The following is a 25,550-nucleotide window of genomic DNA, read 5'->3' on the forward strand; positions in this document are numbered from 1 at the left end:
GCAAACAGCGAGCCCGCCAACCGGCTCGTGGACATCTTTTATAAGTGGAGCGAGTTTGAGTTTGGGGGCCGTCGACGGTAACTGGTATTTGCATATCCGCGCAAAAGATCTGGCGGGCAATATTACCGAGGAAACCTCTTTGCCTTTCCTCCTGGATAACACGGCGCCGCAAATAACCTTGCTGGGTAGCAATCCAATGAATGTGCCAGTGGGGCAAACTTACGTGGAGCCTGGAGCCGAAGCAACGGATAACATGGACGGGGTCTTGCCTCCAAGCAGCATCACGATTACAGGAGATGTAAACTCTGTCGTTCCGGGCGCTTATTCGGTTCTTTATACCTCTATCGACCACGCTGGAAATACCGCCTCACTTTCGCGGAACATCCGCGTCTACGCTGAACAAGTTCCAGCCATCTATCTAGTTGGTTCAAATCCGATGACCGTCGAAATTGGAAGTCATTTTACGGATCCGGGTGCCACCGCTTTCGATCCCGTGGATGGGGCTCTAGCTCCAACCGTGACGGGTACCGTTGATACAAGCAAGATCGGTTCCTACACCCTTGACTATAATGTTAAAAATTCCGCTGATCGCGCGGCGCCGACGGTTACGCGGACGGTTTACGTCAAAGATACCCAGCCTCCAGTCATCACTTTGAAAGGCAGTTCAAGTATATTATTGACGGAAGACGATTCCTTCTCGGATCCCGGAGCAACCGCGATGGATTCGTATGACGGGGATGTTTCCAACCAAATCACGGTAACCGGAGGCGTAAATGTTCATGTGCCCGGAATGTATGCCCTGCGCTATAACGTGAAGGATTTTTCCGGGAATACGGCAGCAGAAGCGGTTCGTACTGTTACGGTAAAAGCTAAATCCACTAGCGGCTCAGGATCTTGGAGTCCTCCGTTATCCGGCAATACCGATCTGAAAACCGTTCGCTTTCAGGTCAACGGAAACGTTCTCCCCATCTCCGCCGAACATGTCATCGAAACCAGCGCGGAAGCCATCCAGATTTATGCGGAAGCCGTTGATCCTGGCAGCAGTGTTTCTCTGCAGAATATACCTTTGACTGAACCAAAATCCATCGAGCTGATCCTTGGAGATAATGCGGTCAATCTGTCCGTCAAAGCTCCTAACGGTGCTGTGAAAATATATACCTATACGGTACACCGCTCCATTGCAGAAGTACCGATTTCGACGCTTTGTCCATTCACGGATATTAAAGGACATTGGGCGGAAGATTACATCTGCAAAGCGGGTACGGCTGGAATCGCTGCTGGGGATCAAACGGGGCGTTTTCATCCGGATGACACCATAACCCGCGCCGAGTTCGCGACGATGCTTTTTCATGCTTTACAAAGTGTAAATCCAGAAGCAAGCTCAGCCACCCACATTTTTCAGGATCAAAAGGACATTCCGGTTTGGGCGAAGACTGCAGTGCAATACGAGTTCGCACAAGGGATTATCGCGGGTTACCCGGATGGAAGCTTTCGGGGACAGCAATCCATTAACCGATTGGAAATGGCGGTCTGGATTGCCAAAGCGATGAATTTTGATATCAACGAAGCAGGCAAAACGGTGTTTAGCGATGATGCAGCCATACCGCAATGGGCGAAGCCCTATGTGGGAGTGCTAGCGCAAAAAGGCATTCTTCATGGAAAAGGTAATAACTTGTTTATGCCCCAAGATAAAGCGACTCGCGCAGAAGCGGCCGTCCTTCTCGTGAAACTGACACGCCAATAGCCCTAATCTATAAAAAAGACCTCCAATCCCGCATTAAAGCGGAGTTGAAGGTCTTTTTTACTCTTTAAGAAAAGTTGCGTCTCTCCTATACTTAACCTTATGCCGCTACGGTAAATGTCATACGTTCGGTATGGACAGCGTCAGCAGCTTATCCTTGTCGGTCAGTCCAGGACAGCGGAAATATGCTCGGTCGTAATGGACCAGTGAGATGTATTCCAGTAGGAGTGTTTATTTTTGATGCAGATGATCTGCGGAGATTGGTGAGTAACTCCGGTATCGGCTGCGATCTGGTTGGATACGGGCCGTGATTCGATCACTTTAACCAGAAGATAATCCGGTTCCGCATTGGGGCTGCCTGCCAAATAGTCATCATATTCTTTCAAAGCATTGGCGCTGACCGGACAGGTCGTGCTGTGCTTGAGAATAACGACCGGCTTATCCGTTGACGCTTCCAGTGCCGACTGCCACTCCTCGATCGTATCAATCTCTCTCCACTTCATCATCATCGCCTCTTTCTATGATTTATCGTTGTAAAAATAGTGGGTTGCTTCCGTCCCATTGCTGCCGATTTCCAAAATGCCATAGCTAAACTGCTTTTGCCAGCGCTTATCGGTTGGCGAACCGGGATTAAAGAGCAGAATTCCATCACTCACCTGCTTGTAGGGGATATGCGAATGACCGAAAATGACGACATCCGCCGTATCCTTGGCAAAAGCGGCGAGAGCCCGCTCCTCCGTTGTTCCCCGGAATCCGTCTCCATGAACGATGCCGATTCGTATGCCGCCAAGAGTCAGGAGCTTGCGCTTGCCGAATTGCCGGTAGATGTCGGGACCGTCATTGTTTCCTGTCACCCCATCGACCGGAGCGATCTGCTCCAGAAGCTCGGCGACATAAGGCGCCGTCCAGTCTCCGGCATGAAGTATAAGATCAACCCCCTGAAGCCCGGCAACAAGGGCTTTAGGCAACCTTTGGCCGCTGTGGGGCATATGAGTATCCGAAACAACGCCGATCTTCATTCCTTTCATCTCCTGCAAACATCCGGTTTATATCATTATAGCCTTTCGAATTAGCTGATTCAAACGCGAACAAACCCGCTTCCGCCGGAATAACTATTCGGCGTGCGGGTTTGCAGCTGGACAGCGTCCATCAAGGGAATTAGCAGCAAAAATGGTGATGTTTCATGCGTAAAATAATGACGAGGAGGACAAAAAGCACCAGGATGATGGGAATATCATTTCCGTGGGTCGGATAGACAGGCGCACTAACGGCAGCTTTTACCGGGTGGTATTCCGTCGGGGCAACCATCGTCGGATAGGGTTGATTGGGCATTGTATACGCCGGAGAGAGCTGAGTATTTGCTGCGGCAGCCATCGGGAAATAACTGTTATTTGACATCTCTCTTCTCCTTTTCATCAAAATGGACTTGGGTCATTACACCACATCCTATGTCAAAGGCGGAGAGACGCTTGTGCAAAAACCTATTATACGCTGCCCAATTCGTGATGATGTCCCAGTTCGGGTGTCGGAGTCGAATCAATCGTTTGCGATTTATACCTCGTCCACACGCTCAATAAACCAGTTCCAACCCTTCCCTACATCTTCTGGTTTATGGGAATCGGAACCGAATACGCAAGGGATTCCCTCTTCCTGGCATCGGGCCAGAAACCACTTTGGAACATAGGGTTTTCCGCAGGTGGCCACCCGCATCCCAGCGGTGTTTACATCAATTCCAACGCCGCATTCTTTTAGAAGAGGAATCAGCCGATGGAGCCTGTCGTTCATTTGGGCTTCATCCAGCGGCGGCAGGGCATCGCGGAATTTTTCAATGAGATTGACGTGTCCTAACCGCTTGCGCATGGACAACCCCGCTGCCCAGCGGATGGCAAGCTCGACATGGTCATAATAAGCGTCGACAACCTTCTCCATCGCGCCATATACCGATAAGAGCCCATCGCGAAAATCCGCCGGTGTGAAATCCAGGCAGCGCATTCCCCCGAAGCCTGGGAGAAAATGAACGGAGACGACAGCATCTTCTATGCGGCTGCCGAAGCGGCGCACAATCTCGTCGGAGTAATCCGTCCGCCCATGCAGATAATCCATCTCTAGGCCGACGGTCACTTCCAGCTTGCCGGCATACTTCGCTTTCGCCTGCTCCACCGCAAGAAAATACTCGGCAAGCTCATGATCCTCCATGGCCAGCTCCCGCATTAACGGTTCATTATCCACCCAGCCTGCAGGAAGCGGCGGGTGCTCACTGATGGTATATCGCTCAAATCCAAGGCGAAGCGCTTGTTCCACATACTCTTCCATTGCTGCTGAGCTGCCGTGGCGGCAGAAAGAAGAATGAGTATGCCCGTCCCATTTGAAATTAGCTTCCATCGTAGGGTTCCTTTCTATTTCCACTTGATCGTTTTCCAGCTAAAACCGCTTTCCGGCCATTCCGGCCGCGATAGCGTCCGTTTTGGCAGCTTCCATTTGAACCGGACCGAAATCATTCTTAATAAAATAACGGAGACGAATAAAATCGCTAACTGGGTTGGCGTTACCGCCAGTTTGAGTCCGACGAACACTCCGCCGATCATCGCCCAGACGGCATAGATTTCATCCCGCAGCACCAGCGGTTTACGGTTTGCCAGCATGTCGCGGATGATACCGCCGCCGATGCCGGTCATCATGGCAGCGACTATGACTGCGCTGACCGGCACTCCCTGCTTGGTTGCAAATAACGCTCCTTGAATTGCAAAAGCAGCAAGGCCTATGGCGTCAAACAACGTCTCCCAAATCTTCCACCGCTCAATCCATCGATGGGGAATGACAAAAACCAAGGTAATGACCGCGATTGCGGTCTTAATCAAGATTCCTTGTTCCCACAAGGTAGTCACCGGAATACCAATCAACAAATTACGGATGATGCCGCCTCCGAAAGCAGTCGCAAGTCCCAAAACATAGACACCGAGAATATCATACTCTTCTTCCATGGCGACGATTGCTCCGCTTACTGCAAATGCGATGGTACCGATCAAGCTGAACAATTCCCAATTCACGCCTTGTTTCTCCCCTAATCCCCTGTTTATATTGAAAATGCCGTACCTACCGTAACACAAAAAAGGAGAATTGTATTTCTACAATTCTCCCCATTTGCCTTCCTTTTTGCAACAGAGTTTCGTCTATTTTCCGTCCAATAGATTGCCAAGTCCACCGAGTATGCTTCCTTCCTCCCGACCTCCGGGAGCGCGGGCTGCAGACAGGACGCGGTCTGCGAGCCGACTGAAGGGAAGCGATTGAACCCATACCTTTCCGGGTCCCCGCAGGGTTGCGAAGAATAGACCCTCACCCCCGAAGAGAGCGCTTTTGACCCCTTTTACAAATTCGATATTATAATCAATGCCGGAGGTCATGGCGACAAGACAGCCGGTATCGAGCCGGAGCACTTCTCCCGCACGGAGCTCCCGTTCAAGCACCAGGCCACCGGAGTGAACAAAGGCCAGGCCGTCGCCTTCCAGCTTTTGCATAATAAAGCCTTCACCACCGAAAAAGCCGGTTCCCAATCTGCGCTGAAATTCGATGCCGATGCTGATTCCTTTTGCCGCGCAGAGAAAGGCGTCCTTTTGACAAATCAATTTACCGCCTAACATGCTCAAGTCCATCGGAATGATTTTTCCCGGATAAGGAGAGGCGAAGCTTACGCTTTCCCGGCCATAACCGGCATTGGTGAATATGGTCATAAACAGACTTTCGCCGGTTAACAGCCGCCTTCCGGCACCCATCAGCTTGCCCATAACCCCCCGGCCACCAGCCCCGCTGCCATCGCCGAAGATCGTTTCCATCCGGATATTTTGATCCATCATCATAAAGCTTCCCGCTTCCGCGACGACGCTTTCCGACGGGTCCAAATGGATCTCTACAACCTGCATTTCCTGGCCGATAATACGGTAATCAATTTCGTGTGCGTTCATGTAGTCCTCCCAATTAATGAAAATAGTCCTTTTTTAGTTCTGCCAATTCATGCAGAGACCGGTCAGCGTATTCCTTTTGCTGCTTAAGGGAAGCGACTTCCGACTCCAGTGCCTCCTTCAGAGATTGTTTGTAATCGGGAACCGGCCCGATGTGGAAAACAATGGTCGGTAAGGGAACGATGATCGTCTCGTTGAGCGCAAGAGCTCTCCGCTGATGAAAAAAACCGATATCGGAGTGATGTGGCTTATGCAAGTCGCCTTGAGCGGGATGCTTCAGTACCGCGAGAACCTTGACGGCAGCCCGGCGATCGGTGAGTTCTACCACTTCGGCTACGTATTCGCCTGATTTATAAACCGCTCTTACTTTATCGCCGACGGCTATGATAGACATTATTCAGCACCTTCCTCTACTAGATATGATCATCGGCTTCACTCAGCCGTTTTCTTCTTGATCATGTATATGGCGAGCACGAAGTTCCGCCAGACTTTCCTCCGCTTCGATCCGAGGCAGTCCGCCTCGCTCCAAAATGTCATCCTTTTTCTCCAACAGGTTGAGGTAAAAAGCAATCCCCTCTTCTACCGCGCTATCGCGAACACTCGGCTGAACATCGGAGTTAAGCAGCCAAAATAATTCGTCCTCGGCATGAGCCCACTCTTCTATGCGGACATAATATCTGAAGAGCGGTAAAGCTAGATTGACAGGAAGCATGTATGGCTTGAGCTTATCAGCTAGCTCGCGGATTCGTTCCATTCCCATAGATCGGGTATCGCCATCATCCTGCTCTAACACGGCCAAAGCCAGGTAGAGCGCTTTCATATAGCGTCGGTACGCCTCGTCCGTCTGATTCAGACTATCGTGAAGTTCTCCCTCCTCCTGCATCAGCTTGCAGAGCATGAGGATTTTTTCTTGTTCCAGAAAGCCGTTAACGGAGAGCATATCGAGAATGTCTTTCGGCGAGAGGGTATCCAACAGCTTGGAGTTCAGCCGAAAAAAGCGACCCAGCAACTCATCCACGAGTTCAAATGCCTGCTCCTGCTTCAACTGCTTCCGAAGGCCCGTCACGGTGCCGATCATTTCCGCCATTTGTTCGATCATACGTAAAATATAATCCCTCTGAAACATGGACGGACTCCTTCTCTTGTTGATTAATGCGAGCTATGTCCTATGTACGAAAAAAGAGCCCTCCGGTTTCATCTTGGAAAAAGCTTCGATAAAATGAACCGCCTTCCATCTTGAAAGGTTCAATAAAGCGGTTCAAGGAGATCCTCAAGAGTTGCCACCATATGCTCAAGCAAACGGGGCAAATCCTCTATCACCTCTTCTCCGAATTTGCGTTCAAAATCAATCTGGATTCCGTTATGAAAAACAGAATCCAAACCTCCATATGGATAAGACAAGGTTTGAACGACTTTCGTTTCCTTGCCCCAAATGTTCTCCATGTTCGTCTGGATGGCCGGGCATTCCCGTTCAGGATCGGTTATCTTCATGCGAAAGGATAAGTCGATTCGGCAGCCCGGCCGAATGCGGGGAAGCTCCAATATTTCTCCGGCCAAATCATCGGTACCTGCCGACAAGCGGATGCACGCCGTCGCTCCAACGCCTCCTCCTAATTGGAAGGAGAGGGAATACTGCCGCGACATCGTGGACAGCTCAATACTGTCCTGGCGGTCCGTCACGATAATGGTCCCGCCAAGGTCGAGATCATAAACCGCTCCCTCGCAAACGACTTTAATATTATCGAAAATCGTCGGGTCAAACATAATCTTCCCCCATCTTTCCATTCCTCAAAATTCGCAGTTACGTTTCTATTATGAACGATGAAGAGATGGCTTACAAATTGAAATGGGTTATTTCCTCCTACGTAAAAACAAAAAAACCGGCGATTCGAATCGCCGGTTTAATCGGTGTAATTATGCGTTCATTTCTTCCCGAAGCTTTTGAATTTCGGGGTTTTCCAGGTATTCGTCGAAGGAGGTCAGCCGGTCGATGAGTCCTTTTGGAGTAATTTCGATAACACGGTTGGCAATGGTTTGCAGCAGCTGATGGTCATGAGAATTGATGATCATCGTGCCGTCAAAATCCCGCAAGCCGTTGTTCAAGGACGTGATGGATTCCAAGTCCAAGTGGTTCGTCGGTTCGTCGAACATAAGCACGTTGGCGCCGGATAGCATCATGCGGGAGAGCATGCAGCGTACTTTTTCGCCCCCGGACAGGACGGACGCCTTCTTCATCCCCTCTTCGCCGGAGAACAGCATCCGGCCGAGATAACCGCGAATGAACTGTTCGTCTTGATCCTTGGAGAACTGGCGCAGCCAATCCACCAGGGTCAAGTCAACGCCGTCGAAGTAACTGGCATTTTCCTTCGGGAAATAGGTTTGAGTCGTGGTCACACCCCAGTTATAGCTGCCGGTATCCGGTTCAAGCTCGCCTGCAAGGATTTGAAACAAAGTCGTTTTGGCAAAGCCGTCGGGGCCGACGAAGGCGACTTTATCGCCTTTATTCAGCACCAGGTTGATGTTGTTCAGTACCGTTTGACCGTCCAACGATTTGCTCAAGTTTTCTACGGTCAGGATTTGCTTGCCCGCTTCTCGTTCCGGTTTAAAGTTGATGAACGGATATTTCCGGTTGGACGGACGGATATCCTCCAGCGTGAGCTTTTCCAACTGCTTTTTCCGGGAAGTGGCTTGTTTGGATTTAGAGGCATTAGCGCTGAACCGGCGGATGAACTCTTCCAGTTCCTTACGCTTTTCCTCGACCTTCTTGTTTTTATCGCCGATGAGCTTGGTCGCCAGTTGACTGGACTCGTACCAGAAGTCGTAGTTGCCCACGTACATCTGGATCTTGCCGTAGTCGATGTCCGCGATGTGCGTACAGACCTGATTCAAGAAATGACGGTCGTGAGATACGACGATGACGGTGCCCTCAAATTTGGACAGGAAGTTTTCCAGCCAGTTGATAGATTCCAGATCCAAGTGGTTGGTCGGTTCGTCCAGCAGCAAAATCTGCGGGTTGCCGAACAGCGCTTGAGCAAGCAGTACGCGCACCTTTTGATTGCCTTCCAACTCGCTCATCTTGAGTTCGTGCATAGAACGGGGAATCCCCAGACCGATCAACAGTTCGGCGGCATCTGCTTCCGCTTCCCAACCGTTCAACTCAGCGAATTCGCCTTCCAGCTCGGCGGCTTTCATCCCGTCTTCATCGGAAAAATCCGATTTCGCGTAGATAGCATCCTTTTCGACCATGATTTCATACAGACGTGTATGACCCATGATGACGGTTTTCAAAACTTCGTACTCATCATACTCGAACTGGTTTTGCTTCAGAACGGCCATCCGTTCATTGGGGGAAACATGGACTTCGCCCCGGGATGGCTCAATTTCACCGGAAAGGATTTTCAGGAAAGTGGACTTCCCGGCGCCGTTGGCTCCAATCAAGCCATAGCAGTTTCCTGGGGTGAATTTAATGTTGACGTCCTCAAAAAGGGCGCGGCTCCCATAACGGAGTGTAATTCCATCGGTACTGATCATTTGAGTTCTCCTCTATCATTAAAATGTTGATTTCTTCCCGGCGATTTCCTCCACCAAGGCGGACAGCTCCGCCCAGCGGTCCATAGCCTGCTCCAACTCCGCATCGACCCGCTGCTCCTCTTCGTAAAGGTCGCGGACTTTATCGTAATCGGCGGCATGTTCCGCTAACTGCTGTTTCAGATGGGCGCTTTTTTCCTCTAGGGCGGCAATCACCCCTTCGATCTGCTCCCATTCCTTCTGCTCTTTGTAGGAGAGCTTGCGTACAGGTTCTTTTCCCCGGTTGGTCGCGGGGGTGTCGTTTGCGCCTGCCGCCGACGATCCGACGTTGTTGCGTGGCGAGTTTACGCTGAGGCTGTCTTTTTCCGCAGCTGCCTCTTCGGCCTTCAATGCATCCATATATTCGGTATAATTGCCCTCGAATTTGCGGATATGGCCGTTGCCGTCAAAGATAAACAGCCGGTCGACGGTGCGGTCCAGAAAATAGCGATCATGAGAGACGGAGACGACCGTCCCGGGGAAACCGTCCAAGTAATCCTCCAGTACCGTCAGGGTCTGAATGTCCAGATCGTTAGTCGGTTCGTCCAGAAGCAAAACGTTAGGCTCGCCCATCAAGGTTTTCAGCAGATAAAGCCTGCGTTTCTCACCGCCGGACAAGCGGGAGATGAAGGTCCATTGCAGCGGGCCGGGAAAGAGGAACCGCTCCAGCATCTGGCCAGCGGTAATCGCCTCTCCATCTGCCGTATGAATGATCTCTGCCGCATCCTTGATGTATTCGATGACCCGTTTGCTTCCTTCCAGCTCCTCATTTTCCTGGGTGTAAAACGCCAGCTTCACCGTTTGACCGGTATCGACGGCGCCACTTTCCGGTATGACACGTCCGGCCAGCATATTGAGCAGCGTCGATTTGCCACTCCCGTTGGGGCCGACGATGCCGATCCGTTCACCGGGCAGGAAAATATGATTGAAGCCCTCAAACAGTTTTCGGCCACCCAAGGTGATTCCCGCATGATCCAGCTCCAGCACCTTGCGGCCGAGACGACTGGCGGCGACGGAGAAGTCGATCCCCTCTTCGGGACCAGCGGTCTTGCGGTCCCTCAGCTCCTCAACCCGCTGGATGCGTGCTTTCTGCTTGGTGGTGCGGGCTTTGGCGCCTCGCTTCAACCATTCCAGCTCGCGGCGAAGCAGATTTTGCCGTTTGGCCTCCGAGGATGCCTCCTGCTCTTCCCGCTCCGCTTTCTTATCAAGAAATACCGAATAATTCCCATCATAACTATAGAGCTTGCCGTGATCAAGCTCCAAAATTCGGTTTGTCACCCGATCGAGGAAATAACGGTCGTGGGTAACCAGGAGCAGCGCGCCCCGATAGCGGGACAATTCGCCTTCCAGCCACTCCACCGTCTGGTTGTCGATATGGTTCGTCGGCTCGTCGAGGATGAGCAGATCGGCCGGCTGGATCAAAGCTGCCGCTAGTGCAACCCGTTTGCGCTGTCCGCCGGACAGATGTGCTACTTCTTTCTTATATTCGCCAACACCCAGTTTGTTCAAAATCGCCTTCGCCAGGGCTTCCGCCTCCCAAGCATGTTGAGTGTCCATTTTTTGCTGGGCGGCGAACAGTTTCGCCTGTTTCTTCTCGTTGGCAGGATCCAGTTCAAGCTCCAGCAATGCTTCCTCATACTCTCGCATGGTACGGATGAGAGGCGAGTTCCCACGGAACAAGTGATCCAACACCGTCACACCCTCGTCAAACTCCGGGTCCTGAACGAGATATTCCACGCGAAAATCTTTGGCGTGGGTGATTTTACCGCTGTCAGCCGGCTCTACACCGGCAATGGCTTTGAGCAGCGACGATTTGCCCGTGCCGTTGACGCCGATCAGGCCGATCCGCTGCCTTTCCTCCAATGTAAAAGAAATATCGGCGAACAGCACTTTTTCTCCATAGCTTTTCGTTAACTGCTCGATGGTTACCAAACTCATGAATCATCACCCTATTCTATCCTGAACGCAGCTAGTCGACGACAGATCCGGTTCAGGCGACTTAACGGTATTCTAAGATTGTGCATTAAAGCGCTTGTGCGTCCTCCAACACGTAGGCGGCAAGCAATGCAATGGTATTCCACAGCGCTTCCTCGTGAGTGCGCTCCATTCCGTGGGAGGCATGGACACCCGGACCGATCAAAGCACCCTTCAGGTTGGCGCCACCACGCAAGGCTGCAGAGGCATCCGAGCCATATTGCGGGTAGATGTCGACAGCAAAGCTCAACCCTTCCCGCTCCGCCAGCCGGATCAGCTTGGAGACCATTTCATAATCGTACGGGCCGGAGGAATCTTTGGCGCAAATAGATACGTCCTTTTCTGTGCAAGATAGGTCGTCACCGATAGCGCCCATATCCACCGCCAACAACTCTGCCACGTCGGCAGGTAAATACGAAGCTCCGTGGCCGACTTCTTCATAATTGGTGATAAACAGCTTGAGTGTTCTCGCCGGCTTGCGGCCTTCCCGCTGCAGCATCTCCAGCAACCCGAACAGACAAGCGACACTGGCTTTATCGTCCAGATGACGGGATTTTAGCCAACCTTCTACCCGTTGCACCCGCGGATCAAAGGAAACGAAATCGCCGACGCGAACTCCACGCTCCAACACCGCCTTTTTGCTGTCCGCATCGATGTCCAAGCGGATTTCCATATTGGCTTCCTCGCGTTTTTGCTCGCGAACGTCTGGGTAAACGTGCACAGAGGGATGGGTGCTGAGAATGGTCCCGCTGATCGTGCCGCCGTCCCGGGTATGAATGAGGCAATATTCGTTTTCCACCGAGCTCATGGCATAGCCGCCGACAGGTGTAAACCGGATATAGCCGTTTTCTTTAATGGAACGGACCATACCGCCCAATGTATCGACGTGTGCAGTCAAGCCGAGCACCTCGTCGGACTCCCCGGGTACCGTGATGATCCCCATGCCCTTCGGGGTTTGGGTGAAGGAATAACCTAAACTCTCTACTTCCTTGCCGATTCGTTTCATGACTTGCTGGGTAAATCCTGTCGGACTCGGCGTCCGCAGCAGTTCCTCGGCGAATGCCAACACATAATCCCGGTTGATCGCTTGTTTCATAACGGCAGCACATCCTTATCGGAATTGGTAAATGCGAGAACACTCCCCGCACAGAAAAACAGTGCAGACCTCCCTTACGGATCCTACACTGTTGGAAAATTGGTTCAATTTTGCGCGCTTGTTTTCGGTCGGCGGTATGGGCGGTATGTATAAACCTTCATCCAGCCGGTTCATCCGATTGCTTCTCAGGCGGTTGACAGTGGGCTGCCCATCTTCAAGTTCTTGATCAGGTTTATCCCGTAATGAGTGATTTTGGCTACCATCTGGCCATTCTCCGCTTTGAAGCGAATCAAGCCTTTATCCGCCAAATACTCGAGTGCAAAATATTTTTCCGGGTCCCGATCTTCAAGGTTGCCGGGGATTAGCGCTTTCTTACCTCTTTCAACGAGATGAAATTGGTAAAGCTCCTGGAGCATATCCATGCGCAACTTTCTTCTCTTGTCCGAAGCCATGACTATCCACTCCCTTAGTCACATCAACAAAAAAATAATTCTTATCTTATGATATATGATGTTGACCAATTCGTCAAACCTATGTAAAATAGAACGTCGCTTCAAAGGGCCGTATTTAGTTGTGAGAAAGCGCACACAAAATTAATGTCAATAAATCGACACAACTCAAAGATCCGAAATATAATCAACCGCTACTGAAGGTTCTCTCAGTGCATCTTTCATATAAGCAAGAACAACCTGGTGAACCGGGTGAACTTGATAAGCGTCCAAATCCTCCAAGGTTTCCACTTTCGTCACAAGGGCGATGTCATAAGCTCTTGCCGCAGAAACGACATTAACGCCGACCTCAATGTGCTTAAGCTGGGGAACCTTTCCCTTCATATTAAGAAGAACTTCGCGAGTCTTGGCGATTCCTTCCGGACTTGTATCCTTCATGCGAAAAAACACGATATGGGTAATCACGAACGTTCCAGCTCCTTTCCCCTTCATTTGACCGTATAACCACCATGCATTATACCATCAACCCTTGGAAATAGAAACTCCCCCATCCTCTCTCCGAAAAATGAACCTCACTCCCGCCGCATCGATCTCATCGCCGTCAACAAGGGCATAATCTTTAAAAGGCAGCAACTCCTGTCCATTATGGCGGGTGCCGTTTTTGGATCCCAGGTCTCGTAGGATATAACCATCATTTGACTTGCGAATTTCTGCATGCTGCCTGGAGATTTCCATCTTCGTCAGGAAAGGTTGAGATAGCTCCGGCTCTCTGCCGATCATGAAGCCGCTCTCCTGCGATGGAATGATAACCGGTATACGCTGGGCGGTACCGTCCTTTTCCCATTCCAGAACGTATCGGGGCTCCTCAACCGAATCCGCTGCATCTTCTTTTCTTAACAATACAGTTTCCTGACTATCCCGTCTGAGCAGTTGAGTTTGTGCAGACAAGCTTGCATAATACTGCTCGGGTGAGACCGGCGAAATGGATTCGTTCTTAGGCTCCTCCTCATGCAATACGGGTTTCTTAAGCTGCGTTTTCGGTTTTGCCTTCGATTGTGCAACCAGACCAGATGTTTTCGCGCCTGGATTGCGCTCCTTCGATCCCGCCCATTTCCGCCAAACGTAAAGACCGTCTGCAGCCAACATCGTCAATCCCAAATCAAAATAAAGCAAACCGTCGCTTGGAACGGTCAGATAGCGGTACCAGCCGATTGTGAGCAGCAGCGCCGCAGAACCAAACGCCAACTGGCTGTTGGTTGGGAAGCTGCGTTTTTTCGCTGGAAGTTCCCCCGTTGAAGAATGAAATTTCTCCGCATTCTTTACCTTCACAGTCGGCTGAGCGCTTATGATGTGTTCCGGCAGAATGGGCAGATTCGTTTCCGTTTCGGGAAGACGCGGAGTTGGCGAAGATTCGGTATACGCTTTTAGCTGCCGCTTGAGAAGAACCAAATCGAAATCTTCTTCGGAGATATTTTCCAAAAGGTTCTGTAGGCTTAGGGGAATGGGGAGCAATGTGCTTACTCGATTTACAAGACGCTTGAGACGTAGAGGTAGAGCGGGAACTTCCTTCATTTGCACAAGAGGAATATACATGAGATAGAGATCTTCCAGTCCTGTGCCGAAATAAATATATTCCAGCTCCAAAATAAAACATTCCGGACTAAGCAAATATCGATCGGCTTCGCCCAACACACTGAGCAAGGCAATCAGAAAACGAACAAAACGTTTTTCCGTCAAGCTGCGATGAGATAGCTCCATGGATAGCGTACGCAAGCCAGTGCGTTTATAGAGCAGCGTAACTTCCCCGTTCCACTCTTCAACTTCAATCGCCAGCAGATGAGGCACTTGATAATGGCGCAACATGTTCCAGTCCGGCTGCAACAAGTCCGACGGCGCAATTGGCGTTTTACCCGTCAACCGCAATAACCGCTGACTCTGAATTTCAACGGATTCGCAGTGAAAATGTTCTAGTTCAAACACTGTCTTCTCTCCTTCGCAATCGTTATGCCCACCATCCGCCCTGCCGCGCCAATAATGTCAAAACAGCCGGAAGCACGGCATACATGAACGGAAAGCGCAGCATCTCGCTTTTTTTCATTCTTAGTACTGTGGTATCCCTCCAGCCCACGAATCCGATGATGCCGAATATCACCGACCCTAATCTTGCAAACAACAGTTTCTTTCCTATTAAAATAGAAAGACCGATTGCACCGGCATAAAGGATCGAACAAATGGAGCTTTCAATGGCGAAAGGTGCTCCCATAAAGGCGCCAATAGCCGCGAATAGCTTCACATCACCAGCCCCAAGAGCTCCGAATAAGTAAAGCACGAACATGATGGCAAAGCCGACGGCCATTCCTTGAGCGGAAGCAAGCAATCCCTGCCACCCTTCTGCAAAAAATCTTCCGCCACTGGCCGCGTTTCCGCTTTGGAGAGCAGGCGTCAGGAAGCCGTTTGCCAAACCAAGCGCTACCCCGCTCAGTGTTAGCGTGTTGGGCAGCTTATGTGTTCGAATATCCGCATAAAATCCCGCTAAAACAAAAACAATCAGCAAACAGCTTGCCGTAACCACAGCTCCACTTCCCATCCGATTAACTACAAACGCAAGATCACCAAGCTCCGATCCAAGCGGTTTCCACCGCCTTTTTCCGTATCGTAATCGTTTTATGGAAAAAGGGAATCGGCAAGGTATAGCGATACTCCAGCACAATCGCCAGCTCCGTCGTTTTATGGCTGTCAAAATCGGGCAGGATCACTTCCTTAACCGTTAATCGATCCGATTTCAGGTAGCCGTCGTCGGCATAATGCAAAACAATCGGTTTGAATGCGGCATTGACAAGAGGATCGACGGATCGGTGCACCAACTCGTTGGCAGTATCCTGGCCGGTTGCCTCCAACTCTACCCGCCGCGCTTTTTCCCATTCTACCCACTGAACAACTGGATCGGGGAGAATGGAGCCCATCCCTTCCGCCATCTCCTCTGCGCTGGTCACTTTGCTGCGGGCATCCTCGATCTTCCCGATTGTGTCTGTTAGCCATATCGAAGCTTTCGTGCCTTGCCATTTCTCTTTGGCAGCCTCATACAGCAGATCGACCGGCCCCATGTGAGTCCCAAGCACTTTTACCGTTTCTCCAGCGGCTTTTTGCACTTTGGAATCTACGACAGCTATACGTATCATGCAATTGAGCGTGATCAGAAAAGCGAGAAAAAAAGGCAGGATGAGGGCGGCTTCCAGCACTATGCTGCCTTCCGTCCGTTTCCAGAAGCGAATGGTTTTAATAACTCATCACCACCGTCTTGGCAATGGTGTACCGGCTTGTCTTTAGCTTGGCGGGCATGAGGCTCTCGCCTAGAGACGCTGCGATCTGCGGCAGAAACCACAGCTTGACGGATGTTTCCGCCCGGGTTTGCACGTACACCGTTTCCTTGGTTAAATCTAGTTCACTGTTCAGTTCAATCAGCGCCTGCATACGGGACAACATGCGCTTGTCATTGCTGTGCAGTAAATAGAAAAGCCGCAAGCAATCCTTGTAGTTGATTTTTATCGCCTGGACTTTCCGCAGAATGGGAACCTCTTTTCCCTCCATGATTCGAGTTGTGTCCAAGAACGCCTCACCAGCAGCTTCTGCAGCAGCAACGAGAATGACCAGCAGCGGCGAACCGACGTTCAGTACTTCGTTTTTCGGATCTGCCAGCTCTTCCGCAATTCGTACAGCGAAAAACAAGAGAAAGGTTTCGCTATAAGCCGCAGTGCGGTTGGCGGCACAAGAGCCGAAGCCGTACAAAATATATTCCGCTTCTTGACCGGAAAGGGCATGGCCAGGAAAAGATGACTCAGTCGAAAGCCGGTTCGTAAAGCGAGCCAAAGCGTACTCGTTAGTGTACATCTCATTGCGCAAGTCTTCGGCCAGTTTGCCTATGCGGCTTCCAAAAGACATCGCCTGCTTTGCGGTTTCCATTGGGCTTCCGGATACTGCTGCCCCTTCTGTGCCAATGACGGCATTATCCCCCGAATTCAACCGGAAGTATTTTTGATATAATCCCGTCTTGCCACTCAAAGGATCGCCATTCAATTGTTTGTAACTGGCGGAATACGCGTCCCCCGATCCAGAAAACCTGCATTGATCACCAGATGCCTGATTTACCTTGTCCAAAACTCCGCTGATTTCTTTTTTCTTGCTGTCCTCTTTATTTTCCAAATCTTTCAGCTTCGCCTTCCGTTTATTTTCCACATCTTGCCTTTGAGTTTTATAGGACTCAATTTTGGCAGCGTATTCGTTTAACCGGTTTGCAGCTGCTGTATAAGCCTCACCCGCGAGCAAGCCTAACCCGTTCCAATAGGAGGCAATGCCACTTGCCATCGATGCGATTTCACCCGTTGCGGTTTTATATTCGGAAAAAAAGGTATCATCCCATGGTACGACAGCATTGTAAATCGCCTTGTCACCGGCAGCAGTTCCATCCGTCGTCTGGGAGAGGAGTTTATCTCTTTCTTCTATTAACTCTTGATTCGCAGCCTTTGCCTGATCGAGCTTACCGGAAAAGCTTGTGTAGCGATCGTACACTTTTTTCGCATCTGGACCGATCTGCTCTTTCGTTTCCGCAAGAAGGGCGGCATATTCAATGATTGCCTCCAACATTTTTGCAACATTGACTTTCTGATCTTGCAGCTTGGTCTTCTCAGCATTTGCCTGGTTTAGAGAGCTTTCCAGTGAATTTATCCGGGTTTCCAGTTCCTTCACGGCATCGGTCGTATCGTTTGCCGATGAGCGGAGCTGAGATAAAGAAGTTTCAGCGGATTGAATGGAACGATGCAGGTCGTCGGTGGTTTTAACCAGAGAAACCAAACTGTCTTCGATGGATTTTAACGAGGCTTGCAACTGCTCCAGAGTATTCAAGCCAAAAACATCGGCGAGAGCATGTAATTGCTCCAACTTGGAGCTGTAATTGCTTTTAAATGAGGAGGCTTCCTGACAAAGTTGGAGCGCCTCATCCCAAGCATCATCCAGTTTTTCATTGACCTCCAGCCATTTCTTCTGCAGCGACTCCGCGTGGTCGATCACTTGCGAGGCGCTGTCCACTTGATCGGCCGCCTTATTTTTCTTGACTTTGGCAAAAATTTCAGTGACGAATTCCACCGGCGCCCGGTATTTCATATCCTCTAAAATTTGACTTTCGAAAATTTTATGATTAGCCAAGCTGTATATGGCCTGTACCTTCGTTTCTTCCGGTATAAGCTTCGTATCGATATAGCGAAAGGATTCTAAGCCGTTATCGCCGGACAAATTACCCGAAACAACAGAAGAAAAGGAGTTTGACATTGCCATTTCGTCGTCTTTTCGCCCGAAAAGCCCATATTCCCGAAGACCCTTATCATATTCGGCGAGGATGGAGCGAGCACCGGCTTTGACGGCATTTTCCGTTTCCCGCTCTGCCAGCTTAATGCGGACGAAATCAATCAAAACAGCATGAAACAGAAAAATCGGAACGATGATGAGAATGAGATAGATCGAAACCGTGCCGTCTTTATTGAAGAAAAACCGCTTCACCTTCCTCCTCCTTCCTTTTTTCTGGACTCGATTGCTAATGCATCACGATCACGATGCCGTTTGCTTCAAGAGCTGCTTTTAATTTGGCGGATAGCTCGTATTTGCCCGTTCCTTTAATAGGGAAGATATGCCAGACGGAGACTTTGATCGCACCTGTTCGTATCAGTTCTACATCCTTTTGAATTTCTTCCATGCTTTGAGCGTCATTACGCAGCGTATACTTCGCTTCATGGGCAATTCCATCCGCGTCTAAAGCATCCAGCTTCCGTTTCCCAAGACTCGTCTGCATATCCGTTTGCTTACCGCCTACCAGATCACGCAAATACGCAGCAGCAGATGCTTCCGAGTTAATGACAACGGGAGGCCGCTCCGCTTTCGGTTCCTTAAAAATATCGGTGGAGCCGCCACTTGAGAAGTATTCTTTCAAGCGTGCCGCATACTCCGTGACAAGATCCACATTTCGGAGAAATTCCACCGGCTCCACGATATAGGAACCGGCGCTCTCTCGATTAGCTTCATTTGGATGGATAGAAAACAGCTCAGGCGTTTGGTTATCGCGATGCAACGCGGCTACCACATAGCGCTCGGCAATTCGATTCCGGTATTCCAGCGTCCCACCCGCTTCCGCGGGAATGTCTGTTGCAGCGTGCAAGAGCTTTCGCTCTGATAAATTTTTTGCAGAATCTTCTGTTGCCGGTAGAGTGATCTTCAATCCGGATGCACCAAACAAACCGAAAAATGATGACCATTCTGAGCCGGAAAGCCGCCAATATAAACCATCGCTTGAGGTTACGGGATACTCCCCCGTCTCAGGATCTTTACTGGAGTTGTCCCATGCAAAGGCAGCTCGCTCCGCCGCTGTCTCTGCCGAAAAGTCAAGGCTCGTTCCGTGAAATAGGAATAGGCAAAAAAACAGGACCGCGATGGTAATCAGCATAATGATCGGAAAAACCATTGCCGTTTCTACCGTCACGCTGCCGGTTTCATCCGACAATCGGTTCGGCTTACGTCCACACTGTCTTAGTAGCTTGAATCGTACCTTCCGATTTCGCTTTTTTCTCATCCTGGTTCTCTCAAGGTCAATGAGAAGCGCGTGCTCATGGCGTCGGAGTTGCCAAATCGCTGGAATCCATCTGATCCGTCACACCCTTGTCGGTTTTTTCAAACAATGCATTCACCCATTTAAAGATCCATTTCCGGAATGCGATAGCGATGAGGACAAGCACCGCGAGAATGAGCAGCAGTTCCAAGGTGCCGATTCCGTCCTCATCCCGGTAAAAACGAATCCATCCATTTTTCACATTAGCAAGCATAGATACACAACCTCTCATTAAATTTGATCCATCATAAACACGGCTGGCGCCGCGACGACAACAGTAACCACAAGGAAAATGACAATCATCGGAAAAGCCATTTTGGAGGACGCTTCTTCCCCCATCGTTTTTGCCAACGACTTTCGTTTCTGCCATAGCTGCCGGTTCAATTCCCGCAGACTGGTTACAAAGTCGTCCCCGCCTCGGTTGTAGTTAAGCAAAATGGTATTGGTGAATAGCGATATTTCCTGAACGCCGCATCGCCTGCTGAAGCTTTCCATCGATGCCTGAAATGATTGATTATGATCCAAATCCCGTACCACCTGATCCAGTTCGTTATAGAGAACGCTTCCGGTTTCATGACGTTCCAGGCATCTCTTCAGCGCTCTCTGCACCGTTTCACCGGCGCTGACCATCAAAGTCAGCTTGCTCAACAACTCTGGCAAATCCAGCAAGATTCGCATCCGCCTCTTCCGTATTCGGATATCGAGATTCCGATACCGGATAAAGGGGACAAAGAGCGTTAATGAACAGCCCGTCGAAAGCAGCAGCTGGTCGCCTGCCAATCCTCCCCCTGTAATGGCAAGGGCTAGCGAAAAGAGCATACCGGCAAAAGTTCGGCTGCAATACCGCCTGGCGGTTTCGGGAGTCGCCTTGGATCCATCCAAAGCGATCAGTTTGAGATGAATCAGCAAAAAAAGCTTGGAAAACCGTTTTTCAAACTGAATTAGCCTGAGTAATCCGTCGCCGATCCTATCCATTAATCGGTATAACGTCATCCTTATACCTCCAACTTCAAGATTCTGCCGCTAACCCAGAAGCAAAGCACCAAAACAGCCATGGATCCCGTCATCACCGCCGCTCCCCGCATGTTTCCATAAAGCGGCTCCATATAATCCGGTGAGGAATAGCGCAGAAAAGCAAGCACCACCAAAGGAGCGACAGACATCACCCGGGATTCGAACTTCTTTTGAGCGGTGAGCACGGCAATCTCCTGCTTGACTTCAATTTTTTCCGTTAACACGCTTGCAGTCCGACGTACGGCCTCCACCAAATTGCCTCCGGTTCGCTTGCAAGTGACAAATACATCTGTAAAGCTGCGAATGTCTTCCACATCCGCCCGTTCTGCAAAGTCGGCCAAAGCCAGTTCAATGCTTTCTCCATTTTCCAGCTTGCCGTTTATCCGCTCCAGCTCTCGAAGAATCGCCGTATCCGGGTCAGGATATAGCAGCTGCAAGTCACCGATTGCCGTGTGAAAAGCATTTTCCACCGAATGGCCGGCTGATAGTAGAGAGGACAGGGAAAAAAGCAATTGCTTGAACTGAGAGGTCAGTTCGTCCTTTCTCGCCTTGATCTTGGTTTTGCGGCGAAACCGGGGATAAACAAAAGCAAGAGGCGTGAGGAGCAGTGCGACGACGGTATTGGAATAAAACAGCATCCCGATACAAAACAATCCGCCCCCTGCAAGGGCAAGGGTGAATACATACTCAAGGAGATTGAACCGGTATTCGTTATAACGAACAACCTGAAGCGCTGCCTTCCCTTGAACGGGAAATGCCGGATTTCTTCCGTCAGCGATTGAGCTTGATCCTTCAGCATCGTGTCCTGCCCGCTTGACTCTCCCTTCCAGCAGCCTGATGGCAAGCCATACCATTAGTCCGCAGGCTAAGGCTATTGCCAGCACCATCATGCCATTTTCCTCCTTTGATACAGGCTAATACCGGACATTGCCAGCTTTCGCTTTTCCTGAAGCGGATTGCCAGTAAAGGTTAGCTGCGCCTGCTGATTCTCATCTTCCTTCAGTAAATAAAGAGGGTTCAGAATAATCTCCCCATCCCGCATCCCGGAAACCTCATGAATTTCTGTCACTTTTCTCGTTTTATCTCTCATCCGCGAGAGATGGACGATAATGTCCAGGGCGGAGGAAATCTGTTTGCGGACGACGGGCAGGGGCAGCTCGGCACTGCTCAGGACCATCGTTTCCAGCCGGCTCAGCATATCCGCAGCCGAGTTCGCATGGCCCGTGGACAAGCTTCCCTCATGTCCAGTGTTCATCGCCTGCAGCATATCCAGCGCCTCCTTCCCTCTCACTTCGCCAACGATGATCCGGTTCGGCCGCATGCGCAGGGATGCCCGTATTAAATCGCGGATGGAGATTTCACCCCTTCCTTCCGTGTTGGCATTGCGGGTTTCCATCGCCACGAGGTTGGGAATGCCGCGGATCTGCAGTTCAGCCGAATCTTCGATGGTGATGATCCGTTCATCAACGGGGATATACTGAGCCAACGCATTCAAAAAGGTGGTTTTCCCAGAGCCGGTGCCCCCGCTTATGAAGATATTGAATTTTGCCCGTACGAGATCGATTAGTAATTGTGCGGCATCGGAAGAAAGCGCCCCACGATTGATCAGCTCCGAAAGAGTAAACGGATTTGCCGGAAATTTGCGGATCGTCAAGGTCGGACCACCTAGAGAAATCGGCGGCAAAACAGCATGAACCCGGGAACCATCGGGCAGGCGGGCGTCGACTATAGGCGAGCTCTCGTTGATGACCCGGTTTACTTTGGCGACTATGGCTTGAATCACATCCTCCAGCTTCTGCCGACTTTCAAATCGACCTTCATAGCGGGTGACAGCCCCCTCCTGTTCGATAAAAATCGTCTCATGACCGTTGATCATAATCTCCGTAATATCCGGGTTGTCTACCAAAGGCTGAAGGATATCCAGACCTCGAAAAGAATGAAAGATCCGCGCCGCCATACTTTTCTTCCCTTCCGCCGTCAATGATCTGCAAGCGGGGTTACGGAACATTTCTTCTTCGATCAAACCGTGAAGCTCATCGTCGGTCAGGGTCGGGGAGCGATCAAGCAACTGCATGATATGGCTCCTCAACTGGGCTACCAATGTATCCTCCTCAGCCATTTGTTCAACCCCTAATCTGAAAAATATCGGCGGATCAAAGCCGCAGCTTCCTCTTGCAACACCGGTTCAGCCAACAATTGCCCGGGATCGGTCACCGATTTCCACTCAGGCACATAAGGCAAGAACGTGGTGCATACGATTCCGAAGGCGGATGTGTCGTTAGCAAAAGCGCCCGTATACTTATTGGCGGCAAATACCGTTTTGTCGATTCGACCGCCGGAATCAAGCGCCAGCGTCCATTCCCGGTGCTGCCGGGATGTTTTGTGCAAAGAGTTGATATCGTCGGTGACGAGCCAGATCACCAGATCGCTGGCATCCATTGCGCCAAGAGTTCGATCATGCAAGCCGGAATCCAGATCGACGACGATATACCCATATCCACATCCAGCTAATGCCTTAAGTAATGCCGCTGCTTCCTCTCTCTTCAATTGCTCCATTTCCTGCTTGGACTCAACAGGCTCCAAACAATCTGCGTTTAGTCGCGGGTCGCGATGAACGAGCTGAGGAAGGCGATAAGGAATTTTTGCCGGATCGGTTTTCAAACAAAACAGCAAACGCTCATAAGATTGCCCTTCGCTGGATGCTTGAGTAAAAGGGAGGGACGGAGTCGCTTCCAGTTGCAGCAGCATTACCCGGCTGCCGTAATAGGCCAGCGCTTTAGCTAAATTGCCGGCTGCAACAGTCTTGCCGCTTCCCCCTGCTGCCGAATATACGGAAACGATCCTGCAGGCACTCGCATCATTCGCTTTTGCCGGTCGGCCGCTGGATTCCCCGTATAACCCGGCAAGCTTTTCTAGAATGCGGTCAATGGGCTGATATTTGTGAACAAAAGGGATTCCCTCCGACAAAGTGACAGGAGAGTCTTCCCCTAATGCCACCTTTATTCCAGGGTGATTCCTGACTTTTTCCGCGTGGATTAAAGGTCCATCCGCAAGGAGGATATCCAACCGTTCCTGGTTCAGGGAATTGCCTAAAAAGTGGGAAGAAGTATAGAATTTCAAAGCGAACCGATGACTCTCCGCTCCGAAGCGGGCATAAGCGCGAAACCGGTTCAAGTACTCCTCGTCATCCGATAAAATGCCAAGTTCGATCATGTTTTCCTCCCTTTCCTAGTCGATCATCATCGCAAGACCGGCTGCAATAAACGCGAGCGCCACTGCCAGTACAACAAGAGCCGTCCGGAATTCCGCAAGTTTGTTCAACCCATATCTCCCCTTTATCCGAAAAAAATAAAACACCGCCGACACAGGATTTCTCCTGTAACGGCGGTGCTTCCGCTCTTATGTATGAATTTAGCACGAGTATAGCACACCGGACAAAAAATGCAACAACCTTTTTTGCGCTTCAGCTTCCAAGTCCAAGTAAACGGCGAAGTGACTTTTTAGGGCGAAACAGCAACTCATCTGGCAGCAGCCTGGATAAAACCGGCTCAAGCGCCTCTTGTAACGGCTCCCTGTACTCGCTTCGATCCTGGGCCAACTCCCCTTTCCACTCTGCGGTAGCCACATACTCAGTTGCAAGCTCCGGAATACAGGCATCTGCCCTGAAGGGCATCGACCTTCTCCATTCTCCGCTCCCAGTGAAATCGACAAACCGGTTTGCACAAAAAACAACGGGGTAGCCAGACTTTTGCATCCCAAGAAGGAGTTCGGATGACTTGCGGAAAAAGGCGCCGTTCAGCTTGGCTGGAGACATTCCGGTAACGCCGATGATCAAGTCTGCCTGATGGCACAGTTCAGCAACGCCGGGTGTCGCCCAATCTGCAGAGATGTCATATACCGCGATTCGGTCTTTTAACGATCGTTGCAAGCGATAGCGCTCTTCCGAGGTGGCCATCGGATGATCACCGCCGGGAATTTGCGGCACCCATGCCGTAAAGCCGTGGGTCCAGCTTTTTTTCCCCGCCCAACCGCAGGAATCAAACAAATCCTGTAAAAAGATAGGCTGAGCCGGAGCATAACGATCTCCGTAAAGCTGGGCATACAATTCCGGTTCTCGCGTAGAAAACTCGATCAAAGCATTTGAAATGCCCATTCGAGCAAGGACCCGGCATAGCGTTACGCCGGCAAAAGTAGCTCCCGCGCCGCTGTAGAGAGCTCCGATAACAACTGTTCGGCTAAATGTTGACGATTTTGCAGGATGAGGTTGATTCCGGGTACCGGCTGATTTGGATTGAGGCTGGTTGTTGGATGAGCTGTCCGGTGAGGGGGGAAAGATTTCCCGAAAAGGCATCGTCTCCAAATCCGCTTTTAGCGAAGCGGCATCGCTGTAGCGGAGAGCGGGATCTTTTTGCATAAGCTTGTACAGGATACGAGCCATTTCCTCGCTGCATAGCCCATCTAGCTTCTTCTCGGCGTCACCTCTTTCGGGTAAATAATAACTGCCCGTAAAGAGATAAAACACCATCGCCCCGAGGGTGTAAAGATCCGTCCGCTCGTCTGTCTGAACTCCGCCGTATTGCTCTGGCGCTGCGAAGCCGACAGTTCCAAGCATGACCGTATCGGCACGGTTGCCGCTGTTACGGCGGCGGGCGATGCCGAAATCGATAAGGCGTACATTGTCCTGATCGTCAATCATCACGTTGGCTGGCTTTAAATCCCGGTAGATAACAGGCTGGGGCTTTAAGCCATGAAGATAGGCGAATAAATCGCATAGCTGCAAACAATATTTCGTGATTTTGCCGCTTGTTAAGCGTCCTCCTTCATACAGGGACTGCAGGTTTTCTCCCCGCACAAAATCCGTCACCAGAAGACTGTACCCATCCGCTCCAGGCGGATAAAAATCAGCCACCTTCGGCAAGAACGGATGGTCCAGTCTGGCCAGCATGGATGCTTCCTCAGCAAAACCTCTGGGATCCTCCGCGTGTCGGCGGGAAGCTTTGACCGCCCACCATTTCCCCGGCAGCTTCACGTCTTCCGCCGCGTAAACGGTACTCATCCCTCCCCTGCCCGCAATACTGCGAATCAAATACCTTCCCTCCACAAT

General features: G+C 50.7%; 26 protein-coding genes. 1 reads left to right on the top strand and 25 read right to left on the bottom strand.

Annotated features, from left to right (window positions below; genetic code table 11):
* On the top strand, positions 1 to 1,744 hold a 1,744-nt coding region (locus TJ79_RS25720; RefSeq protein ID WP_155987780.1), incomplete at its 5' end, for an immunoglobulin-like domain-containing protein.
* A gap of 161 nt (positions 1,745 to 1,905) precedes the next feature.
* Here the strand turns inward: TJ79_RS25720 and ytxJ are convergent.
* From ytxJ to TJ79_RS25730, 25 genes are all read right to left on the bottom strand, one after another.
* Complete coding sequence (ytxJ, locus tag TJ79_RS05075) at positions 1,906 to 2,247, bottom strand: bacillithiol system redox-active protein YtxJ (RefSeq protein ID WP_202903293.1); 342 nt, start codon at positions 2,245 to 2,247, stop codon at positions 1,906 to 1,908.
* A 12-nt stretch (positions 2,248 to 2,259) separates the two neighbouring features.
* Positions 2,260 to 2,760, bottom strand: coding sequence for a metallophosphoesterase family protein (locus TJ79_RS05080; RefSeq protein ID WP_040949217.1), 501 nt, complete (start codon positions 2,758 to 2,760; stop codon positions 2,260 to 2,262).
* Positions 2,761 to 2,899: 139 nt separating this feature from the next.
* Complete coding sequence (locus TJ79_RS05085) at positions 2,900 to 3,139, bottom strand: hypothetical protein (protein ID WP_040949218.1); 240 nt, start codon at positions 3,137 to 3,139, stop codon at positions 2,900 to 2,902.
* A gap of 153 nt (positions 3,140 to 3,292) precedes the next feature.
* Complete coding sequence (gene hisJ, locus TJ79_RS05090) at positions 3,293 to 4,123, bottom strand: histidinol-phosphatase HisJ (RefSeq protein WP_040949219.1); 831 nt, start codon at positions 4,121 to 4,123, stop codon at positions 3,293 to 3,295.
* A gap of 14 nt (positions 4,124 to 4,137) precedes the next feature.
* Positions 4,138 to 4,788, bottom strand: a complete 651-nt coding sequence (locus tag TJ79_RS05095; RefSeq protein WP_052339294.1) for a trimeric intracellular cation channel family protein — start codon at positions 4,786 to 4,788, stop codon at positions 4,138 to 4,140.
* 123 nt (positions 4,789 to 4,911) lie between these two features.
* Entirely contained in the window at positions 4,912 to 5,700 is a 789-nt protein-coding gene (locus TJ79_RS05100) for a TIGR00266 family protein (protein ID WP_040949220.1), read from the bottom strand.
* Positions 5,701 to 5,713: 13 nt separating this feature from the next.
* Entirely contained in the window at positions 5,714 to 6,091 is a 378-nt protein-coding gene (kapB, locus tag TJ79_RS05105) for a kinase-associated lipoprotein KapB (RefSeq protein WP_040949221.1), read from the bottom strand.
* Positions 6,092 to 6,133: 42 nt separating this feature from the next.
* The gene (locus tag TJ79_RS05110; protein WP_040949222.1) at positions 6,134 to 6,823 is read right to left on the bottom strand and encodes a DUF6483 family protein; all 690 of its coding nucleotides are present in this window, start codon (positions 6,821 to 6,823) and stop codon (positions 6,134 to 6,136) included.
* Between the two features lie 119 nt (positions 6,824 to 6,942).
* Complete coding sequence (locus tag TJ79_RS05115; RefSeq protein ID WP_040949223.1) at positions 6,943 to 7,461, bottom strand: hypothetical protein; 519 nt, start codon at positions 7,459 to 7,461, stop codon at positions 6,943 to 6,945.
* Positions 7,462 to 7,611: 150 nt separating this feature from the next.
* Positions 7,612 to 9,228 carry an ABC-F family ATP-binding cassette domain-containing protein gene (locus TJ79_RS05120; RefSeq protein WP_040949224.1) on the bottom strand — a complete coding sequence of 539 codons (1,617 nt, stop codon included), beginning with the start codon at positions 9,226 to 9,228 and terminating at the stop codon, positions 7,612 to 7,614.
* Between the two features lie 18 nt (positions 9,229 to 9,246).
* Positions 9,247 to 11,202 (bottom strand): ABC-F family ATP-binding cassette domain-containing protein, encoded by a 1,956-nt coding sequence (locus tag TJ79_RS05125; protein ID WP_040949225.1) that lies wholly within the window; start codon positions 11,200 to 11,202, stop codon positions 9,247 to 9,249.
* Positions 11,203 to 11,287: 85 nt separating this feature from the next.
* Complete coding sequence (locus TJ79_RS05130) at positions 11,288 to 12,334, bottom strand: M42 family metallopeptidase (protein WP_040949226.1); 1,047 nt, start codon at positions 12,332 to 12,334, stop codon at positions 11,288 to 11,290.
* 185 nt (positions 12,335 to 12,519) lie between these two features.
* The gene (locus tag TJ79_RS05135; protein WP_040949227.1) at positions 12,520 to 12,786 is read right to left on the bottom strand and encodes a hypothetical protein; all 267 of its coding nucleotides are present in this window, start codon (positions 12,784 to 12,786) and stop codon (positions 12,520 to 12,522) included.
* Positions 12,787 to 12,951: 165 nt separating this feature from the next.
* Positions 12,952 to 13,275: a Dabb family protein gene (locus TJ79_RS05140; RefSeq protein ID WP_337588926.1), complete on the bottom strand. Its 324-nt coding sequence runs from the start codon at positions 13,273 to 13,275 to the stop codon at positions 12,952 to 12,954.
* A gap of 30 nt (positions 13,276 to 13,305) precedes the next feature.
* Positions 13,306 to 14,763: a DUF6382 domain-containing protein gene (locus tag TJ79_RS05145; RefSeq protein ID WP_040949228.1), complete on the bottom strand. Its 1,458-nt coding sequence runs from the start codon at positions 14,761 to 14,763 to the stop codon at positions 13,306 to 13,308.
* Positions 14,764 to 14,785: 22 nt separating this feature from the next.
* Complete coding sequence (locus TJ79_RS05150) at positions 14,786 to 15,370, bottom strand: A24 family peptidase (RefSeq protein WP_081756714.1); 585 nt, start codon at positions 15,368 to 15,370, stop codon at positions 14,786 to 14,788.
* A 22-nt stretch (positions 15,371 to 15,392) separates the two neighbouring features.
* Positions 15,393 to 15,962, bottom strand: a complete 570-nt coding sequence (locus TJ79_RS05155; RefSeq protein WP_155987781.1) for a hypothetical protein — start codon at positions 15,960 to 15,962, stop codon at positions 15,393 to 15,395.
* Between the two features lie 97 nt (positions 15,963 to 16,059).
* Positions 16,060 to 18,333, bottom strand: a complete 2,274-nt coding sequence (locus tag TJ79_RS05160) for a hypothetical protein (RefSeq protein WP_040949230.1) — start codon at positions 18,331 to 18,333, stop codon at positions 16,060 to 16,062.
* A gap of 34 nt (positions 18,334 to 18,367) precedes the next feature.
* Positions 18,368 to 19,396: a TadE family protein gene (locus tag TJ79_RS25725; RefSeq protein ID WP_081756715.1), complete on the bottom strand. Its 1,029-nt coding sequence runs from the start codon at positions 19,394 to 19,396 to the stop codon at positions 18,368 to 18,370.
* 34 nt (positions 19,397 to 19,430) lie between these two features.
* Complete coding sequence (locus tag TJ79_RS05170) at positions 19,431 to 19,646, bottom strand: Flp1 family type IVb pilin (protein ID WP_040949231.1); 216 nt, start codon at positions 19,644 to 19,646, stop codon at positions 19,431 to 19,433.
* 17 nt (positions 19,647 to 19,663) lie between these two features.
* A complete protein-coding gene (locus tag TJ79_RS05175; RefSeq protein WP_052339297.1) occupies positions 19,664 to 20,425 on the bottom strand; it encodes a type II secretion system F family protein in 762 nt (253 codons plus the stop codon).
* A gap of 2 nt (positions 20,426 to 20,427) precedes the next feature.
* On the bottom strand, positions 20,428 to 21,336 hold the full coding sequence (locus tag TJ79_RS05180; protein WP_040949232.1) for a type II secretion system F family protein: 909 nt from the start codon (positions 21,334 to 21,336) through the stop codon (positions 20,428 to 20,430).
* A complete protein-coding gene (locus tag TJ79_RS05185) occupies positions 21,333 to 22,565 on the bottom strand; it encodes a TadA family conjugal transfer-associated ATPase (RefSeq protein ID WP_040949233.1) in 1,233 nt (410 codons plus the stop codon). The genes TJ79_RS05180 and TJ79_RS05185 overlap by 4 nt, the downstream gene beginning before the upstream one ends.
* 11 nt (positions 22,566 to 22,576) lie before the next feature.
* Positions 22,577 to 23,659: an AAA family ATPase gene (locus tag TJ79_RS05190; protein WP_040949234.1), complete on the bottom strand. Its 1,083-nt coding sequence runs from the start codon at positions 23,657 to 23,659 to the stop codon at positions 22,577 to 22,579.
* A 250-nt stretch (positions 23,660 to 23,909) separates the two neighbouring features.
* Positions 23,910 to 25,532: a serine/threonine protein kinase gene (locus TJ79_RS25730; protein ID WP_052339298.1), complete on the bottom strand. Its 1,623-nt coding sequence runs from the start codon at positions 25,530 to 25,532 to the stop codon at positions 23,910 to 23,912.
* Between the last annotated feature and the right edge of the window lie 18 nt (positions 25,533 to 25,550).

Source organism: Gorillibacterium massiliense (assembly GCF_000455485.1).
Taxonomy (GTDB): domain Bacteria; phylum Bacillota; class Bacilli; order Paenibacillales; family NBRC-103111; genus Gorillibacterium; species Gorillibacterium massiliense.

Bases quoted from the DNA above. Each gene is read 5' to 3' on its own strand.
- ytxJ (WP_202903293.1), bottom strand. From the start codon at position 2,247: ATGATGAAGTGGAGAGAGATTGATACGATCGAGGAGTGGCAGTCGGCA.
- TJ79_RS05080 (WP_040949217.1), bottom strand. From the start codon at position 2,760: ATGAAGATCGGCGTTGTTTCGGATACTCATATGCCCCACAGCGGCCAA.
- TJ79_RS05085 (WP_040949218.1), bottom strand. From the start codon at position 3,139: ATGTCAAATAACAGTTATTTCCCGATGGCTGCCGCAGCAAATACTCAG.
- hisJ (WP_040949219.1), bottom strand. From the start codon at position 4,123: ATGGAAGCTAATTTCAAATGGGACGGGCATACTCATTCTTCTTTCTGC.
- TJ79_RS05100 (WP_040949220.1), bottom strand. From the start codon at position 5,700: ATGAACGCACACGAAATTGATTACCGTATTATCGGCCAGGAAATGCAG.
- kapB (WP_040949221.1), bottom strand. From the start codon at position 6,091: ATGTCTATCATAGCCGTCGGCGATAAAGTAAGAGCGGTTTATAAATCA.
- TJ79_RS05110 (WP_040949222.1), bottom strand. From the start codon at position 6,823: ATGTTTCAGAGGGATTATATTTTACGTATGATCGAACAAATGGCGGAA.
- TJ79_RS05115 (WP_040949223.1), bottom strand. From the start codon at position 7,461: ATGTTTGACCCGACGATTTTCGATAATATTAAAGTCGTTTGCGAGGGA.
- TJ79_RS05120 (WP_040949224.1), bottom strand. From the start codon at position 9,228: ATGATCAGTACCGATGGAATTACACTCCGTTATGGGAGCCGCGCCCTT.
- TJ79_RS05125 (WP_040949225.1), bottom strand. From the start codon at position 11,202: ATGAGTTTGGTAACCATCGAGCAGTTAACGAAAAGCTATGGAGAAAAA.
- TJ79_RS05130 (WP_040949226.1), bottom strand. From the start codon at position 12,334: ATGAAACAAGCGATCAACCGGGATTATGTGTTGGCATTCGCCGAGGAA.
- TJ79_RS05135 (WP_040949227.1), bottom strand. From the start codon at position 12,786: ATGGCTTCGGACAAGAGAAGAAAGTTGCGCATGGATATGCTCCAGGAG.
- TJ79_RS05140 (WP_337588926.1), bottom strand. From the start codon at position 13,275: ATGAAGGGGAAAGGAGCTGGAACGTTCGTGATTACCCATATCGTGTTT.
- TJ79_RS05150 (WP_081756714.1), bottom strand. From the start codon at position 15,370: ATGGGAAGTGGAGCTGTGGTTACGGCAAGCTGTTTGCTGATTGTTTTT.
- TJ79_RS05155 (WP_155987781.1), bottom strand. From the start codon at position 15,962: ATGATACGTATAGCTGTCGTAGATTCCAAAGTGCAAAAAGCCGCTGGA.
- TJ79_RS25725 (WP_081756715.1), bottom strand. From the start codon at position 19,396: ATGAGAAAAAAGCGAAATCGGAAGGTACGATTCAAGCTACTAAGACAG.
- TJ79_RS05170 (WP_040949231.1), bottom strand. From the start codon at position 19,646: ATGCTTGCTAATGTGAAAAATGGATGGATTCGTTTTTACCGGGATGAG.
- TJ79_RS05175 (WP_052339297.1), bottom strand. From the start codon at position 20,425: ATGACGTTATACCGATTAATGGATAGGATCGGCGACGGATTACTCAGG.
- TJ79_RS05180 (WP_040949232.1), bottom strand. From the start codon at position 21,336: ATGATGGTGCTGGCAATAGCCTTAGCCTGCGGACTAATGGTATGGCTT.
- TJ79_RS05185 (WP_040949233.1), bottom strand. From the start codon at position 22,565: ATGGCTGAGGAGGATACATTGGTAGCCCAGTTGAGGAGCCATATCATG.
- TJ79_RS05190 (WP_040949234.1), bottom strand. From the start codon at position 23,659: ATGATCGAACTTGGCATTTTATCGGATGACGAGGAGTACTTGAACCGG.